15 protein-coding genes are annotated in these 16,947 nt (G+C 69.4%); 9 read left to right on the top strand and 6 right to left on the bottom strand.

Annotated features, from left to right (window positions below; genetic code table 11):
• Positions 1-80: 80 nt before the first annotated feature.
• Entirely contained in the window at positions 81-542 is a 462-nt protein-coding gene (locus ACZ6O0_RS33195; protein ID WP_465768974.1) for an RDD family protein, read from the top strand.
• Here the strand turns inward: ACZ6O0_RS33195 and ACZ6O0_RS33190 are convergent, their stop codons facing one another.
• The 3 genes from ACZ6O0_RS33190 to lipA all read right to left on the bottom strand — a co-directional run bounded on the left by ACZ6O0_RS33190 (position 543) and on the right by lipA (position 3,701).
• Entirely contained in the window at positions 543-1,823 is a 1,281-nt protein-coding gene (locus ACZ6O0_RS33190; RefSeq protein ID WP_465768973.1) for a class I SAM-dependent methyltransferase, read from the bottom strand. It lies immediately after the preceding gene.
• Between the two features lie 221 nt (positions 1,824-2,044).
• A complete protein-coding gene (locus ACZ6O0_RS33185) occupies positions 2,045-2,740 on the bottom strand; it encodes a DUF4191 domain-containing protein (protein ID WP_465768972.1) in 696 nt (231 codons plus the stop codon).
• A gap of 16 nt (positions 2,741-2,756) precedes the next feature.
• Positions 2,757-3,701, bottom strand: coding sequence for a lipoyl synthase (gene lipA / locus ACZ6O0_RS33180; protein ID WP_465768971.1), 945 nt, complete (start codon positions 3,699-3,701; stop codon positions 2,757-2,759).
• Positions 3,702-3,757: 56 nt separating this feature from the next.
• Between lipA and ACZ6O0_RS33175 the strand changes: the two genes are divergently transcribed.
• The 5 genes from ACZ6O0_RS33175 (at position 3,758) to ACZ6O0_RS33155 (ending at position 9,079) form a co-directional block, all read left to right on the top strand.
• Positions 3,758-5,125, top strand: coding sequence for a sensor histidine kinase (locus ACZ6O0_RS33175; RefSeq protein ID WP_465768970.1), 1,368 nt, complete (start codon positions 3,758-3,760; stop codon positions 5,123-5,125).
• The gene (locus ACZ6O0_RS33170) at positions 5,118-5,795 is read left to right on the top strand and encodes a response regulator (RefSeq protein ID WP_465768969.1); all 678 of its coding nucleotides are present in this window, start codon (positions 5,118-5,120) and stop codon (positions 5,793-5,795) included. Before ACZ6O0_RS33175 ends, ACZ6O0_RS33170 begins: the two co-directional genes overlap by 8 nt.
• A 159-nt stretch (positions 5,796-5,954) precedes the next feature.
• On the top strand, positions 5,955-6,836 hold the full coding sequence (locus ACZ6O0_RS33165) for an ABC transporter ATP-binding protein (protein ID WP_465768968.1): 882 nt from the start codon (positions 5,955-5,957) through the stop codon (positions 6,834-6,836).
• A complete protein-coding gene (locus tag ACZ6O0_RS33160) occupies positions 6,833-8,005 on the top strand; it encodes an ABC transporter permease (protein ID WP_465768967.1) in 1,173 nt (390 codons plus the stop codon). Before ACZ6O0_RS33165 ends, ACZ6O0_RS33160 begins: the two co-directional genes overlap by 4 nt.
• 108 nt (positions 8,006-8,113) lie before the next feature.
• On the top strand, positions 8,114-9,079 hold the full coding sequence (locus tag ACZ6O0_RS33155; protein ID WP_465768966.1) for a LysR family transcriptional regulator: 966 nt from the start codon (positions 8,114-8,116) through the stop codon (positions 9,077-9,079).
• A gap of 4 nt (positions 9,080-9,083) precedes the next feature.
• Here the strand turns inward: ACZ6O0_RS33155 and ACZ6O0_RS33150 are convergent, their stop codons facing one another.
• Positions 9,084-10,511: a hypothetical protein gene (locus tag ACZ6O0_RS33150; protein ID WP_465768965.1), complete on the bottom strand. Its 1,428-nt coding sequence runs from the start codon at positions 10,509-10,511 to the stop codon at positions 9,084-9,086.
• Positions 10,512-10,599: 88 nt separating this feature from the next.
• Here ACZ6O0_RS33150 and ACZ6O0_RS33145 point away from each other — a divergent pair, with 88 nt between their 5' ends.
• Entirely contained in the window at positions 10,600-11,910 is a 1,311-nt protein-coding gene (locus ACZ6O0_RS33145; protein WP_465768964.1) for a sulfatase-like hydrolase/transferase, read from the top strand.
• A complete protein-coding gene (locus ACZ6O0_RS33140) occupies positions 11,907-13,298 on the top strand; it encodes a sulfatase family protein (RefSeq protein WP_465768963.1) in 1,392 nt (463 codons plus the stop codon). Before ACZ6O0_RS33145 ends, ACZ6O0_RS33140 begins: the two co-directional genes overlap by 4 nt.
• A gap of 81 nt (positions 13,299-13,379) precedes the next feature.
• Here the strand turns inward: ACZ6O0_RS33140 and lipB are convergent, their stop codons facing one another.
• A complete protein-coding gene (lipB, locus tag ACZ6O0_RS33135; protein WP_465768962.1) occupies positions 13,380-14,096 on the bottom strand; it encodes a lipoyl(octanoyl) transferase LipB in 717 nt (238 codons plus the stop codon).
• A gap of 142 nt (positions 14,097-14,238) precedes the next feature.
• On the opposite strand from lipB, the gene ACZ6O0_RS33130 reads away from it, so the two are divergent.
• Positions 14,239-16,284: a protein kinase domain-containing protein gene (locus tag ACZ6O0_RS33130; protein WP_465768961.1), complete on the top strand. Its 2,046-nt coding sequence runs from the start codon at positions 14,239-14,241 to the stop codon at positions 16,282-16,284.
• Between the two features lie 26 nt (positions 16,285-16,310).
• Here ACZ6O0_RS33130 and ACZ6O0_RS33125 read toward each other — a convergent pair whose 3' ends face one another.
• Complete coding sequence (locus ACZ6O0_RS33125) at positions 16,311-16,496, bottom strand: hypothetical protein (protein ID WP_465768960.1); 186 nt, start codon at positions 16,494-16,496, stop codon at positions 16,311-16,313.
• Between the last annotated feature and the right edge of the window lie 451 nt (positions 16,497-16,947).

Genomic DNA, 16,947 nt, shown 5'->3' with positions numbered 1-16,947 from the left:
ACTGGTGTACGGCGGTCACGCCCTGAGATCTTGTGATCCGCTGTCAGCGGGGGCGCGAGTGCTTCCGTAGGCTAGCCATCATGGCATCATCGGCGCAGCCGGGCACAGGACCCTCCGAAGAATTCCGGTTTCCGGGGAACCGGCTCGGTCTGCCGCAGGACGGTCCGGGCTCGGTCGCGACCTGGGGCCGGCGCATCCTCGCGCTGTTCGTCGACTGGCTGATCGCCGCGCTGATCGCGTCGGCGGTGACCTCGAAGCCCATCTGGGCTGGTGGCAACGACTTCAGCACCGCGCAACTGGTCGTCTTCTTCGCGATGACCGCGATCCTGACCGGCCTCATGGGCGCGACGATCGGTCACCGGCTGTGTGGGCTCCGCGTGATCCCGGTCCGCGGCGGTACGACGTACACGGCACAACCCGGCCTGCTCGCCGGTGTGATCCGGGCCGTGCTGATCTGCGTGATCATCCCCGCCGTGGTCTTCGACCGGGACCGGCGAGGGCTGCACGACCTCGCGGCGAAGACAGTCGTCGTCCTGCGGTAGTCAGCGCCGGGTGAGCCGGAGCTGGACGTCGTCCAGGTACCCGGTGCGGAAGCCGGCCTCGGAGTACGCCAGGTAGAACTCCCACATCCGCCGGAAGGTGCTGTCGAAGCCGAGGTCCTCGATGGCTCCCGCGCGGTCCATGAAGCGGTTCCGCCAGATCCGCAGCGTCCGCGCGTAGTCCCCGCCGAGGTGACGGAGCACCTCGGCCCGCAGGCCGGTGTGCTGGGCGGTGATGTCCTGGATCACCTTGATCGACGGGATCAGGCCGCCGGGGAAGATGTACTTCTGCACCCAGGTGAAGGTGTTCCGGGTCGCGAGCATCCGCTCGTGCGGCATCACGATCGCCTGCACCACGGCGACCCCGCCCGGGGTCAGCCGGCGCTCGATCGCGTCGAAGTAGACCGGCCAGTACTTCTCGCCGACCGCCTCGATCATCTCTACACTCAGCACGGCGTCGAACTCGCCGATCTGGTCCCGGTAGTCACGCAGCGCGACCTGGACCCGGTCGCTCACTCCGGCCTCCGCGATCCGGCGCTGCGCCAGCAACGCCTGCTGCGAGGCGATGGTGATCGCGGTCACCCAGGCGCCCCGCTGGGCGGCGCGGATCGCGAGACTCGCCCAGCCACAGCCGATGTCCAGCACGCGCGACCCGGACACGACACCGGCCGCGTCGAGGATCGAGTCCAGCTTGTTCAGCTGGGCCTGGGTGAGTTCGTCGTACGACGCCGTCGCGAGGCCGGCCATCGGGTCGCCGCCGAAGTACGCCGCCGAGTAGGTCAGGGTCGGGTCGAGGAACTCGGAGAACATCGCGTTGCTCAGGTCGTAATGCCGGCTGACGTTCTCCCGGGCGCCGGCCCGGTCGTTCTCCTGGTCGCCCGGCTGGGAGCGGGTCACCAGCCAGCGCAGCGACTGCGCCCACTTCGGCAGCAGGTGCCGGGTCTCCTCGTTGCTGAACCGCTCGGCGAACGGGACCAGCAGATCGGCCAGATCGGTGCCCGGCTCCGGATCCCAGTCGCCGGCCAGGAACGCCTCGCCGAACCCGGATCCGGCGTCGTGCCCGAGCCGGTCCAGGAAGTGCGCGCTCCGGTGCACCCGCATCGCCGGGCCGCCCAGGCCGTAGGTCCGGTTCTCCAGGTGGATGGTCGCGGGCAGGTCCTTGGCGATCAGACGGATCGCGGCCAGCGCGCCGGCCCGGCGAACGGGGTTCGACCGCGGGCGGGCCAGTGTCGGCCACGTCTCCGCCGCCGGCTGATGCACAACCGCCGGTAAGAGATCCGTCATGGTCGTCAACCTCGTGTCCTCGATCCGTCCTGGTCGCACCTTAAGGCCCAACCACCACCCCACGACGCGACACGAAGGCACACACGTGCCACGTCACGACTGATCAACTGCTGAGCGGCCGCCGGGTTACCGGCGGCTCACGCAGAGGAAGGTGTTCGTCGCCCCCCGGCGCTGGTCAGCGCCCCTGTCAGCGCCCTGTCAGCGCCCTCTCAACGCCCCTGTCAGCGGCCCTTCATGGCCTGCCGTGCGCCCTTGAGGCTGGTCGGGACCGGGCCCTTCGGCATCGGCACCTGCGGGCGGACGGCGTCCAGCGCCTTCAGCCGCTGCAGCAGGTCGGTGATCTCCGACGGCTGCAGTGCCTGCGGGAGCTTCATCACGTGTTTGGTCAGCTTGCGGATGTCGATCTCGTCCTCGCCCTGACCGGCGACGATCTGGATCACCGGGGCGCCACCGGCCACCCGGGTGTGCTTCTTGCCCTCGGCGGCGAGCAGGTTCTTCACCCGGCTCGCCTGCCCCTCGCCGACCAGCACGATGCCCGGCCGGCCGACCACGCGGTGCACGATGTCGGCGTTCTTGGTGACCGCGATCGCGGGCGTCACGGTCCAGCCGCGGCGCAGCGTCTGCAGCGCGGACGCGGCCGCACCGGCCTGCCCCTCGATCTGGCTGTACGCCGCCTTCTCGACCTTGCGGCCGAACACGATCGTGGCGGCCAGGAACCCGAGCGCGACACCCAGCGGGATCCAGATCAGCAGCGGTCCGACCAGGAATCCGAGCAGGACGAACACGCCGACGATGCCGAGGAAGATCCCGGCGAGCACCAGGCCGACCGTCGGGTCGGACTTCTTGGTCAGCGTGTACGCCGACCGGATCTGCTTGAGCCGACTGGTCTTCTCTTCGGGCGCGTCGTTCTTGGCCATGTCTCCCGGGTCCCTGTTATGCGTCTCGTGCCGCGGAATTCATCCGCGATTCCACAGCCTGACGGTACAGCCGACCGGCCCGGTACGACGAACGCACGAGCGGACCGGACATCACACCGACGAAGCCGATCGCCTCGGCCTCGTCCTTCAACTCGACGAACTCCTCCGGCCGGACCCACCGCTCGACCGGGTGGTGCCGCACCGACGGGCGCAGGTACTGGGTGATGGTGATGATCTCGCAGCCGGCCGCGTGCAGGTCGCGCAGCGCCTGGCTGACCTCCTCGCGGGTCTCGCCCATGCCGAGGATCAGGTTCGACTTGGTCACCAGCCCGTAGTCGCGGGCCTGGGTGATCACGTCGAGCGAACGCTCGTACCGGAAGCCGGGCCGGATCCGGCGGAAGATCCGCGGCACCGTCTCGACGTTGTGCGCGAACACCTCCGGCCGGGACGAGAACACCTCGGCCAGCTGCTCCGGTACGGCGTTGAAGTCCGGCGCGAGCATCTCCACGCCGGTGCCCGGGTTGAGCTCGTGGATCTGGCGGATCGTCTCGGCGTACAGCCAGGCTCCGCCGTCGTCCAGGTCGTCGCGGGCGACGCCGGTCACGGTCGCGTACCGCAGGCCCATGGTCCGGACCGACTCGGCCACGCGGCGCGGCTCGTCGCGGTCCAGCGCCTCCGGTTTACCGGTGTCGATCTGGCAGAAGTCGCAGCGCCGGGTGCATTGGTCGCCACCGATGAGGAAGGTGGCCTCGCGGTCCTCCCAGCACTCGAAGATGTTCGGGCAACCGGCTTCCTGGCACACCGTGTGCAGTTGCTCGGACTTCACGAGTTTCTGCAGTGCCTGGTACTCCGGGCCCATCTTGGCGCGGGTCTTGATCCACTCGGGTTTGCGCTCGATCGGGGTCTCCGCGTTGCGCACCTCGAGCCTGAGCAGTTTCCGTCCTTCTGGGGCGATCGTCACGCCCTCCAGGGTACGCGGCCGGGGTCAGGAGCCATCCACCCGTAGGCTGATGAGCTATGTCCACGCTCGAACTCGGTACGGCGTCGTCGAACGCCGAGCCGGGGACACCACCCGCCACCGGGACGACGGTTCAGGGCTGGGTGCGGCCCGGACCGTCGCCGAAGCAGCGCAGCAACGACGTCCTGCTGGGTCTCGCGATGGCGCTGGCGGGCGCCATCGGGGCCGAGCTGGCCCGGGGCGCCGCCCCGACGCACGTCGACCTGGGGATCGGCGGAGTCGAGCCGTACGTGCTCAGCGCGGCCGTGGCGCTGCCGCTGTGCGTCCGGCGCCGCTGGCCGATCCCGGTGCTCCTGCTCGTCTCCGTGCTGTTCGTCGTCACCGGCGAGCGGGCCACCTTCGCGTTCAGCGGCAACCTGGTCACCCAGGCGACGATGTTCATGGCGATCTACGCCGCGGTCGCGTGGTCGCGGGACCGCCGGTTGATGAAGGCGGCGGTGTCCGTCGTCTTCATCGGCATGTTCGGCTGGCTCGTACTCGGTTTCGTCCGGGCGCTCCGCAACAACGAGATCGAAGGGCCAAACCACGCCCTGTTCTCGCCGTACGTCTCGGGTGTCATCATCACGCTCGCGCTGAACGCGCTCTATTTCTTCGGCGCGTACTTCTGGGGCCGGACCGCGTGGGGGATCGCCCGGCAGCGGTACGAGCTCGAGCAGCAGGCCGCCGAGCTCGCCACGCAGCAGGAGGCGAACGCCCGGCGCGCGGTGATCGACGAGCGGCTGCGGATCTCCCGCGAACTGCACGACGTCGTCGCGCACCACATCAGCAGCATCGGCGTCCAGGCCGGTGGCGCCCGCCGGGTGATGGACACCGACCCGGACGCGGCCAAGGACGCACTCAGCGTGATCGAGAACTCCAGCCGTACGGCGGTGAACGAGATGCGCCAGCTGCTCGGCATGCTCCGCGCGGCCGACCCGGATCTCGACATCGCGGCACCGGCGGTCAAGGAGCCACAGGCCGGCGCCGACCGGCTGCCCGCGCTGATCGCGGAGGTGAACGGCGAGGGCCTGTCGGTCGGTTTCCACCAGATCGGCGCACCGGTCAAGCTGCCCGAGACGGTGTCGGTGTCGGTCTACCGGATCGCCCAGGAAGCCCTGACGAACGTACGCCGGCACTCGACAGCGCGCAGTGCGCACATCACCCTGCGTTACCTCGGGGACGCGGTCGAGCTTGAGGTCCTCGACGACGGCCGGCCGAAACACGCGCCGGTCGGGAGCCGGCTGGGTCACGTCGGGATCCGTGAGAGGGTCGGTCTGCTCGGCGGCGAGAGCGAGATCGGGCCGCGCCCGGTCGGTGGCTTCCGGGTCCGGGTCCGGATCCCGCTCGACCCGCAGAACCGCCCGCTGACCGGAGGGACCGATGACTGAGCCGACGCCGATGCGGGTCCTGCTCGTGGACGACCAGGACCTGGTCCGGGCCGGGTTCCGGATGATCCTCTCGGTCGAGCCGGACATCGAGGTCATCGGTGAGGCGTCGGACGGCGAGAAGGCGATCGAGCTCGCGCTGGCGTTGCGGCCGGACGTCGTACTGATGGATGTCCAGATGCCCGGGATGGACGGGATCACCGCGACCCAGCAGATCGTCGCGGCGGATGCCGGCAAGGTCGTGATCCTGACCACGTTCGATCGGGACGACTACCTGTTCGAGTCGCTCGGCGCGGGGGCCAGCGGGTTCCTGCTGAAGAACACCGCGCCGGAGGATCTGGTCGACGCGATCCAGGTCGTGCACTCCGGCCACGCGCTGCTCGCGCCGGAGGTGACCCGGCGGGTGATCAAGCGGTTCACCGGCGGCGGCGAACGCGTGTACCGCCCGGACCTGCTGGCCGAGCTGACCGACCGTGAGCGCGAGGTCCTCGGCCTGATCGCCCGCGGCCTCACCAACACCGAGATCGCCAACCAGCTCTACGTCGGCGAGGCCACGGTCAAGACCCACGTCTCCCGCGTCCTGCTCAAACTCGGCCTCCGCGACCGCGTCCAGGCCGTCGTCTTCGCCTACGAATGCGGCCTCGTCACCCCGGGCGACGACCCCTCGTCCTGATCCGTCCGCCGCGCGGATGACCTGGGTGATCACCCGTGCGGACGACGTGCGCACGGCCTTGTCCTGACTAGCTTTGGGGAGTGTCGGGCGCAGGCTCGCCTGGACGCGATGAGCTGTCCCCAGAAAGTACAGGGGCTGAGTCGATGGGAACGGTGACGGATGCTGAGGGTGGCTGGGCTCACCCGGCGGTTCGGTGATCATCTGGCGTTGGACGACGTGACATTCGACGTCGTACCGGGACGGATGACCGGGTTCGTCGGGGCCAACGGGGCCGGGAAGACGACGGCGATGCGGATCATCCTCGGCGTCCTCGCGGCGACCGCCGGCGAGGTGCGGTGGAAGGGTGAGCTGCTGACCCGGGAGGTACGGCGCGACTTCGGCTACATGCCCGAGGAGCGCGGGCTGTACCCGAAGATGAAGATCCACGACCAGCTGGTGTTCTTCGGCCGGCTGCACGGTCTCTCGCCGGAGCGGGCCGCCGAGCGGGTCGACAAGCTGCTCGAGCGACTCGGGCTGGCCGAGCGGGCGACCGACGTACTCGAGACGCTGTCGCTGGGCAACCAGCAGCGGGTGCAGATCGCGTCCGCGCTGGTGCACGAGCCGATCGCGCTGGTGCTCGACGAGCCGTTCAGCGGTCTCGACCCGCTCGCCGTCGACGCGATGGTGGACCTGCTCCGCGAGGAGGTCACCGACGAGGTGCCGGTGCTGTTCTCCAGCCACCAGCTCGACCTGGTCGAGCGGTTGTGCGACGACCTGGTCGTGCTGTCCCGCGGCAAAGTCGTTGCCGCGGGCCCCGTTGCGGAGCTGGCCGCCGGGCCTTCGCTGACCTACAGGCTGAGGGTGGACGGCGACGCGGGCTGGTTGCGCGACGTGCGCGGCATCAAGGTGCGCGATGTCGCCGGCGGTACGGCGCTCTTCGACGTCGAGGAAGACGGTGTTGTGCAAGAGATTCTTCAGCAGGCGATCGCCCGCGGCCCGGTGCTCGAGTTCGGGCCGGAGCGGGTGGCGCTGAGCGACGTCTTCCGGGAGGCGACCCGATGAACGACCGTACTCTCGACCGGCCCTGGATGCTGATCGCCCAGCGCGAGGTCACCACCAAGCTGCGGGACAAGACCTTCATCGGGTCGACCGCGGTGATGCTGCTGATCGTGCTGGTCGCCGTCATCGTGCCGGCGGTGCTCGCCGGGCGCGGCGGTGCCGACAAGATCGCGGTGATCGACGACGCCGGCGCGAAGATCGTGCAACAGGCGTCCACGACCAAGGGCGGCGACGGCTTCGAGGTGACCCGGGCGGCGGACCGGCCGGCCGCCGAGCAGCTCGTCACGAACGGCGACGTGAAGGCGGCGCTGCTGCCCGGCCAGGACGGGTACGTCGTCCTCGGCAAGGACCGGGTCGACTCAGGGCTGGAAAGCGCGCTGCGCGAGGCGGCGGTCAACGTCGGGATGGAGCAGAACGCGGCCCGCGTGGGGCTGACTCCGGACGAGCTGCGAGCCGGCACCAAGGTCGAGTTGCAGCTGCTGAAACCCGGTCCGCTGCCGGACATCGTGTCCGACTTCGTCAACATCGGGCTGGCGCTGGTGTTCTACATGACCGCTCTCGGCTTCGGCATGATGATCGCGCAGAGCGTCGTGCAGGAGAAGGAGAGCCGGGTCGTCGAGATCCTCGCCGCGGCGGTGCCGATCCGGTCGCTGCTGTGGGGGAAGGTGCTCGGCAGCACCGCGCTGGCCCTCGGGCAGATCGTGGTGATCGCGGGCGCGTCGCTGATCGGGCTGCTGGCCACCGACCAGGCCGACATCCTCGAGGTGGTCGCGCCGGTGGCCGGCTGGTTCGTGGTGTTCTTCGTGCTCGGGTTCGTCGCGCTGGCCGGGTTGTGGGCGGTGGCCGGATCGCTGGCCACGCGGCAGGAGGACCTCGGGTCGACCACGCTGCCGGGCCAGATGATCCTGATGATCCCGTTCTTCTTCTCGGTGTTCGCCGGGTCGTCGGCCAAGACGGTCGCCTCGTTCGTCCCGATCGCGTCGTCGATGTCGATGCCGGGCCGGATGCTGACCGAGAACGTGCCCGTGTGGCAGCCGCTGGTGGCGATCGTGATCCTGCTCGCCACGACCGTACTGATCATCCGCCTCGGCGCCCGGCTCTACGAGCGGACGCTGCTGCAGACCGGCCGCCGGCTCGGTTACCGGGAGGCACTGGCGCTGGACGCGTCCTGACTCATCGTCACAGCCGGGCCGAGCGTTACACCGACGGCCTGGCTGTGACAAAACCGCAATGTTGGGTCCCTGTGTGCTGTGCCTGCACCTGGACTACGGTCTCAACGCATGAACGTCGAGCTGCGCCACCTGCGGGTGGTGGTCCTAGTGGCAGAAGCGGGGTCCGTCGGACGGGCCGCCCGCTGGCTGAAGGTCAGCCAGCCGAGCCTGACCGCGCAGCTCAAGCGGATCGAGGCCGCGTTCGGCGGTGAGCTGTTCGAGCGCTCCCGCACCGGAGTCACCCCCACGCCCCTGGGCCGGTACGCCGTCGATCGCGCCCGGGCGATCCTGGTCGACGTCGACCACCTGTCCGCGACCGTGTCCGCGATGACCGCGGTCGAGTCCAGCGCGGCCCGGCTCGGCGGATTCCCGACCGCGCCGATGTCGGGGATCGCGTCCCGGCTGCGCGACCACGGCGAGATCGAGCAGGTCAGCATCGAGGTCGAGTGGTCCACCAGCGTGCTGTTGCAGCAGCTGGAGAGCGGGCGGCTCGACTTCGCGCTGTTGCGGGAGTTCCCCGGGTTCGAACTGCGGTTGCCGAGCGGCGTCGAGGCGGTCACGGTCGTCGAGTCGGAATCGGCGTACGTCGTGATGTCCGCGGACCACCCGATGGCGGTCGCGTCGCGGGCCCGCGGGGAGATCGAGCTGTCCGCGCTGTCGGACGAGGAGTGGATCGGGGAGCCGCCGGACGACAGCGGGTTCCACGTGCTGTTCCGGGCGGCGTGCGAGGCGGCCGGGTTCCAGCCGAAGGTGGAGCATCACTCGGTCGACACGTCCGTACTGATGGGGTTCGTGACGAGTGGTCAGGGCGTCGCGCTGATCTCGCCGACGTCGTACCGGATGCTCTCCACCGACGTCACCACCCGCACCCTGGTCGGCGACCCGATCCACCGCAAGCTGCTGCTGGCGTGGAGCACGGACTCACCGCGGGCGCAGATGGCGCCGGATGTGCTGGCGATGGCGACCGCGGCGTACGACGAGGCCATCACCGAGCATGCGCGGCGCGATCAGCACCAGCGCATGCACGTCGCTTGAGGTCTCAGGTTCCGGCGGGCCGGACGACGGGGCTCTCGAACGCGGTGAAGTGGAACTCCCCGGTGTCCTCGGGGTCCTCCATCCGCTCCCGATACTGAGAGCCCACCTGCTCCTTGGTGGCCGGCACCTTCTCCGCCTTACCCTCGGACGCCTCCTTGGCGGGCTCGTCCTTCGCTTCGGGCGCCTTCTGCTCGGCAGCAGCCGGCTCCTGGGGCTTCGGGGCGGGGGCGTCCTGGGGCTTCTGGGCTGGCGCGTCCTGTGCCTTCGGGGCAACCGCTTCCTCGGGCTTGGGGGCGGGCTCTTGCCTCGCCTCGGGTGCGGGGTCTTCCTTCGCTGCGACCGGCTCCGGGGTCTTCGCCTCGGGTGCGGCGGCTGGCTCTGGGGTCTTCGCCTCGGGTGCGGCGGCTGGCTCCGAGGCCTTCGCCTCGGGTGCGGCGACCGGCTCCGGCTGCTTCGCCGGTGGCTGCTCCACCTTCGGCTCGGCCGGCGCTTCCGGCCTCGCCTCCGGCGCCTTCGTCTCCGCGGCCTTCGTCTCGTCCGCCTTTGTCTCGTCCGCCTTCGGCGCTGCTGCCGGGGCGACCTGCGTCACCTCCGGCTGAGCCTCTGCTTGCGGCTCGACGCGAGGCGCCTCCTGCGTCGGCTCGCCCTCGTCCTCCGGTGCCGCGGTGTCCTCCGGCTCGGCGTCCGCCGGGGGAGCGGCCGGCACCTGGACCGTCTCGTCGCGATCGGTCGGCACCAGCACGGTGTCGTCGGGGTCGTTGCCCTGGGCATCGTCCTCGGGGTACTGCGCGGTCTGGTCGAACCCCGCGACCGGGTACTGCGCGGTCTGCTCGTCCGCCTGGTTCCGCGGCTGCACCGGCTCCGGGTCCTCGTCGAACAGGTCGTCGAACCGGCTCCTGTTCTCGTACGACCCGGCGTACTGACCCGCCACCGGATAGGTGCTCCCGGCAACCGGGTACACCGCCGCGGCGTCCGCCTCCTGCTGCGCCTGCGCGGCCTCCTGCTCCCGCTGCAGCCGCTCCGCCTCGACCCGCTCCCGCCGCCGGCGCTGCACCCCGTGCACGATCAGCTGGATCCCGTAGACCAGCGAGATCACCGTGAGGATCGGTACGACGCCGTTCAGCGTGTACTGCTTCGACCCCTCGATCATCCCGGTGGTCACCCCGGGGACGTCGTTGAGGAAGTTCGTGGTCCGGTTCGGGATCCAGAGCCAGCAGTAGACCAGCGTGCCGAAGGCGACGAACGCACCCAGTGCGCCGGCGCCGGTGAAGTACGACACCACGGTCCAGAAGATCAGCGCGCCGATGCCGTAGGCAAGCGCCATCTCCTTCGTATTCAGCTCGATACCGCCCGGCGCCGCGAGCACCCCGAAGATCGCCGGCCCGGCGAGCGCTACGGCCACTCCGAGCAAGAACCCAAGAAATTTGGACACACCCCCAAGGTAGCGACGTTTGCCCGTCACACCCCGCAGACACTTCGGCACCACGCGGAAGGTCAATCGCTTGCCTAAGGTAGATCCCATGCGCCGTCCCAACATCCTGGTGGTCCTGTCCGACGAGCACACGGCCTCCGCATCAGGGTGGGCCGGCCATCCGCACGTCCGGACACCGCATCTGGATCAGCTGGCCGCGCAGGGTGTTTCGTTCGACCGCGCGTACACGAACAGCCCGATGTGTGTGCCGTCGCGGCTCTCACTGATGGCCGGGCAGTACGTGCACCAGATCGGGGCCTGGGACAACGGCGTGATCCCCGGGCCGTCGCTTCGCACGTGGGGTCACCATCTGCGCGAGGCGGGTTACACCTCGGTGATCGCGGGCCGGACCCACTTCAACGGACCGGACCGGCTGCTCGGGTTCGACCGTCGGCTGACCGACGACCTGGACTTCTGGCTCGACCACAGTGGCCGTCCACCTCGTCGTACGACGGACTGGCGGCGACCGTCCAACTCCCACGTGACCGAACACGGGTCCGGCGACCACGTCCACACCAGGCACGACGTCGCGGCGACCGATGCAGCGCTGGAGTTCTTGCGCGATCCCGGGCCGGACCCGTTCCTGCTGTACGTCGGGTACATGCATCCGCACTTCCCGTTGGTCGCACCACCGGCGTTTCGCGCGCTTTACGATCCGGCGGACGTCGAGCTGCCTGTGGCTACCGGCGGCGAGCATCCGGTGATCTCGCTGCTCCGGCACGGGTTCCGCAATGACGAGCCGCTGACCGAGGAGCAGGTGCGTGAGGCGACGGTCTGCTACTGGGGACTGATCAGTCACCTCGACCACCAGATCGGTCGGCTGCTGGCAGCGGTGCCTGACGACACGGTCGTCATCTACACGAGTGACCACGGCGAGATGGCGGGCCACCACGGCATCTGGCAGAAGCAGTGCTTCTACGAGCCCGCCGTACACATCCCTCTGCTGCTTCGTCATCCGTCGCTGCGCCCGGCTCGGATCGCGTCACAGGTCAGCCTGATCGACGTACTCCCAACCCTCCGGGAGATCGCCGGACTGCCGCTGGACCCGGCTCTTCCTGGGCGGAGTCTGCTCGAGCCTTCCGATCGGCCCGTGCTGTCGGAGTACCACGCTCAGGGGATGGTCGACGGCGGTTTCCTGCTGAAGTCGGGGCCGTGGAAGTACTGCTACTACGGTCCCGCCCACGCACCTCAGGTCTTCAACGTCGACAACGATCCGTCGGAGCTCCACGACCTCTCGACGGACGAGTCTCTCGTCGCCAAGCTCGATGCCGAGCTGCGATCGATCGTGGACCCCGACCGGATCGACGTACTCGCGAAAGCCGACCAGGCCGAGCGTCTGACTGAGAGGACGGGCCATTGAGCGCCCCCAACATTCTGCTGATCGTTTCCGATGACCACGGGTACGCCGATCGCGGTGTCCAAGGCATCCACCAGGACGTACGGACGCCCGCCCTCGATCGGCTCGCGGCCGAGGGCGTGAGTTGCACCGACGCGTACGTGACGGCGCCGATCTGCAGTCCGTCGCGGGCCGCGATCATCTCCGGGCGGTACCAGCAGCGGTGGGGTGGTCAGTGGTTCGACTCGGCCGCTTTCCCGCCGGACGACGTACCGACGCTGGCGGAGATCCTGCGGGACCAGGGGTATCGCACCGGGTACTTCGGCAAGGTGCATTACGGGGGAGAGGCGGTCGGTGATCGGGCCTGTCCGCCGCATCATGGGTTCGAGGAGACGCTGTACGGGCTGGCCGGTCAGTCGTTCGGGCGGCTCAACTATCTGCACCACTCGGAGGACGCGGTCTCGTCGTACGGGCAGCCGGCCGCGCATCACATGGCGGTCCAGCCGTTGCTGTCCGGGGACGAGCCCGTCGAGCACGAGGGCTTCCTGACCGCGGAGCTCGGGCGACGGGCGGCGGAGTTCATCACCGGTGCGGACGACCGGCCGTACTTCTGCATGCTCGCGTTCAACGCGGTGCACAACTTCTGCTGGCAACTGCCGGAATCCGAACTCGCCGCCCGCGGACTGCCCACCTTCCGCGACTGGACGCCGGACGTGGACGGCCCCTTCGCCGAGTGGTACGACGACGTGATCGTGCCGAACCTGCCGCACGGCCGGGAGTACTACCTCGCCCAGCTGGAACTCATGGACGCCGAGATCGGCCGGCTGCTCGACCTGGTCGACGACAACACGATCGTCGTCTACGTCACCGACAACGGCGGCTCCACCTGCAACTTCGGCGACAACACTCCGCTCCGCGGCACGAAGTACACCCTCTGGGACGGCGGCATCCGCATCCCGATGCTCTGGCGCTGGCCCGGCCACCTACCCGCCGGCCACCGTACCGACGCCCTGGTCAGCACCCTCGACCTGGTCCCAACCCTGGCCACCGCAGCCGGCGCAACCGTCCCGGCGACCGACGGCCTGGACCTCCTCCCGGTCCTGTCCGGCCAGTCAGAAGCCGCCCACGACACCCTCCACTGGGACTGCGAATTCCAATGGTCAGTCCGCTCCGGCCCCTGGAAACTCACCTGGGTCGCCGACACCCCCGCCACCCAACACCTCAAAACCTACGAACACGCCCCCATGGGCAACGGCTGGTTCCTCTCCAACCTCACCCAAGACCTCCCCGAACAAACCAACCACCTCCCCACCAACCCCCAAGTCGCCACCCACCTACACACCCTCCACAAAACCTGGCGCACCGAAGTTGGCCTACCACCCCTACCCACCCCACCCCCACCCACGAACTAACCCCGAAGCCCGACCGTCCGCGTCAACTCCAACCGCCTGTGAGCTACCTGCACAAACCCACAAACGCCGCGGCAGCAAGCCTCAAACAGTCAACCCGTACGTGATAGCCGTCGGCGGTTCCTCGGCGTGATCAATGTCCGGACTCCGCTCGTACTCCTCCCAAGCAAGCAGCTCATCCACATGCCGCCGCACAGGCTCAAGCACCTCAGTCACCGAAACATCCCGCCCCAGCTCGCGCGACAAGGTCGTGACATCCGCATCCGCGATCCCACAGGGCACGATCCGATCGAACCAAGCCAGATCGTTGTCGCAGTTCAACGCGAACCCATGCATCGTCACACCTTGCGCAACCCGGATCCCGATCGCCGCGATCTTCCGCTCCCGCCCACGATCGTCCGCGGCCACCCAAACCCCGCTGCGCCCCTTGACTCGCCCCGTCTTCACCCCAAGCTCAGCACAGACCCCGATCAGCGCCTCCTCGAGCCGCCGAACGTAGTCCACGACGTACACATGTGAGGCCAGCTTCACGATCGGATAGCCCACCAGTTGCCCCGGCCCGTGCCACGTGATCTTCCCACCACGGTCGACGTCCACCACCGGCGTACCGTCGAGCGGCCGCTCGTGCGGCTCCGTCCGCTTGCCCGCCGTGTACACCGGCGGATGCTCGAGCAGGATGACCGTGTCAGAACCCGTGCCCTCGGCAACTTCCGCGTGCAGACGCCGCTGCTCGGCCCACGCGGTCTCGTAGTCCACCGCGTCGGCTCCGAATCCGGCCTCCACATACCTGATATTCCTCACGCCTTCGAGTGTAGGCGGCGCCCCATCCCGCCGTACGCCGCCGTCCACAGGCCACCCGTCGTACGCCGTACTCCGCGCTCACCGGCCGCGGTCTGTGGATAACTTCCGCGGCGCTTCTCGCGATTCGTGCACTCTCTTGAGCATGGACCTCGAAGACCTCGCCGGCTACAGCCTCCGCCGCAAGCTCGGGTCCGGATCGGCCGGCGCCGTCTGGCAGGTCCGCGACCTCGCGTCCGGCCGCAACGCCGTACTCAAAAGCATCCCGATCACGACGATCCCCGACCAGGAGAAGCTCCGTGAAGACCTCACCATCCTGCAACGCATACGTCACCCCCACATCGCCCGCCTATTGGAGCTCCGCGAGACCCGCGCCGAGTGGCTGATCATCAGCCAGTACGTCGTAGCCGGCAGCCTGACCGCCCTCCTCACCCGCCGCCCCCCGCTCTCACCAGGCGAGCTAGTAACCCTCCTCACACCCCTAGCCGAGGCTCTCGACCACCTCCACCGCTCCGGACTGACCCACGGCCGCCTGAGCCCAACCAACACCCTCTTCGACGCCGACGGCCGCCCCGTCCTCACCGACGCAGCCCTCCACCTCCAAGCAACACCCACCCCCACCCCGACCGACGACCTCATCGCCCTAGCCACCCTCGCCCACCAAGCCGGCGCCGACCCATCCGTCTTCACCCCCACCCTCTTCACCACAACCCCACTCCACGACCTACCCCACCACCTCCTCCAGCTATCCGCCCCCACCCCCATCGACCTAGCCTTCCAAGACCCCACCCCCTCCCACCCCAAGCCCGCCGCCACCCCCAACCCCCCACCCCCCGACGACCCCATCGAACTCTCCCGCACCCCCCTCACTCCGCCCCCACCCAATCCGCCAACCCCCCACCCCCCGCCGCCGTCCACCACCCCCCACCCACCCCCTCCCACCAACCTCCCCAAACGCCCCCGCCGCCCCCGCCCCCTCCGCCGCCCCACCCTCACCCGCCGCACCCCAACCCCCATCAACCCCCTATCCCGCCTAACCCCACCTGCACCGCCCCCACCCACCACGCCCTCGCCGTACGCCACGCCAACATCTGCGGCCCCGCCGCCCGCGGCCCTCACTCCCGAACCCGCAGCGACCCCACCCAGCACACCCTCGACGTTCGCCACCAAACCGACCCCGCCGCCTGCAGCGCCCAACCCCGCACCCGCAACGACGCCCACCGCGATCTCCGCATTCGTCACCGGACCGGTCGCGCTCCCACCCACCTCGCCGTCGACGCCCGCCGGGACACCTGCACCGACCCCGCCCACCGCGATCTCGGCGTTCGCCCTCGCACCGCTCGCGACGCCACCCACCTCGGCACTCGCCGACGCATCTGCAGCGACCCCACCCGCAGCACCGGTCGCGACCCCAACGCGACCAGACCGCCCCCGAACCCGCCGCCACCCGTGGCGCCGCAACCAAACCCTGTGGCACCGCCTAGCCGTGCGCCTGCCTCACCCTGCGTACGGCGTCGTCGCAGCAGCCGGCCTCGGAGCAGCCATCGTCCTGCTCATCGGCATAGCAACAGTCAACGCCCTCAACACCCCCACCACCCCAGCAGCCGCCAGCAACCAACCCGCAACCCCCACAGACGCCAACAACCCACCAACACCCACGACCGCGACGACACCTACGGCCGCGACGGCGACGACACCTACGGCCGCGTCAACCCCGACGACACCCGCCGGCACCACCAACCCACCCGAGTCCACCGGCCCCACAACCCCATCAACCACCACGCCGCACCCGACCACTGCCGGGTCACGCACCGAAGCAACCGATTGGGCACTCACCCTCCGAGCCTTGGACGCCCAACGTGCACACGCGTTCTGGACTCTCGACCAGAACATCCTCGACAAGATCTACGTCCCCGGCAGCCAACCATGGCAGGCCGACCGCGCCTTGCTAGCCACCTACCGCAAACAACAAGTCCGCGTACAGGGACTCCGCATTCAGATCGACAAAACCACCATCGCCCACCAAACCCCCACCACCGTCACCCTCAAAACCACCGACCACCTCACCGCAGGCCAAGCCATAGACCACACCGGCACCAGCACCCCCCTCCCACCAGGCACCCCCACCACCCGCCTGATCACCCTCACCAAAACCCCCACCCCCCGAATAACCACCATCACCCGTGCCTGACCCGAGCCACAGTCAGGGCCCGAAGCTCATCGCGCACCCAGCGGGTTCGACCAGCGCGACGGTCCGGTCGACCACCTGCGTACGGCGAGCAGGAGTTCGTGCCCGATGCCGAGCCAGGCCCTGGGCGGCGGCTTGAGCAGAACCAAGTCCCACCCGACGCGTGCCCAGCCGTGCTCCGGCCCGGGTGGCGGCTGGAGCCAACCAGTTCCCACTCAGCTCCTGCGCAGCGGTCCTCCGGCTTGGGTTCGTGGCCTGGGCAGTGGCTGTCGGTCGACTAAGACCCGCCCCGCGCGTGCCCGTCCGTACCCGGCCTGCCATTGGCATGCGTGGCTGGAGGTAGACCAGTCACCGCCCGCTCATGCGCACCACCGCTCCGGCCGGGGAGTGGCGGGAGTGAACCAGGTCGGCGCCCCGTGTGCGCCGGCGCACCACCCTGCCCATGCTTACGGCCTGAGTCCCGGCCCGGGTATCGAAGACCGGACCGCAGGACGAGGCCAGGTGGTGGCTGGCGACGGACCCGTCCCATCCCACGCGTGCTCGCCCGGCGGTGTGGCCGGAGTTCTGGCCGGGTGGTGGCTGGCGACGGACCCGTCCCATCCCACGCGTGCTCGCCCCGCGGTGTGGCCGGAGTTCTGGCCGGGTGGTGGCTGGCGACGGACCCGT

Source organism: Kribbella sp. NPDC048837, assembly GCF_055586945.1.
This window is presented reverse-complemented; position numbering and strand designations above follow the sequence as displayed.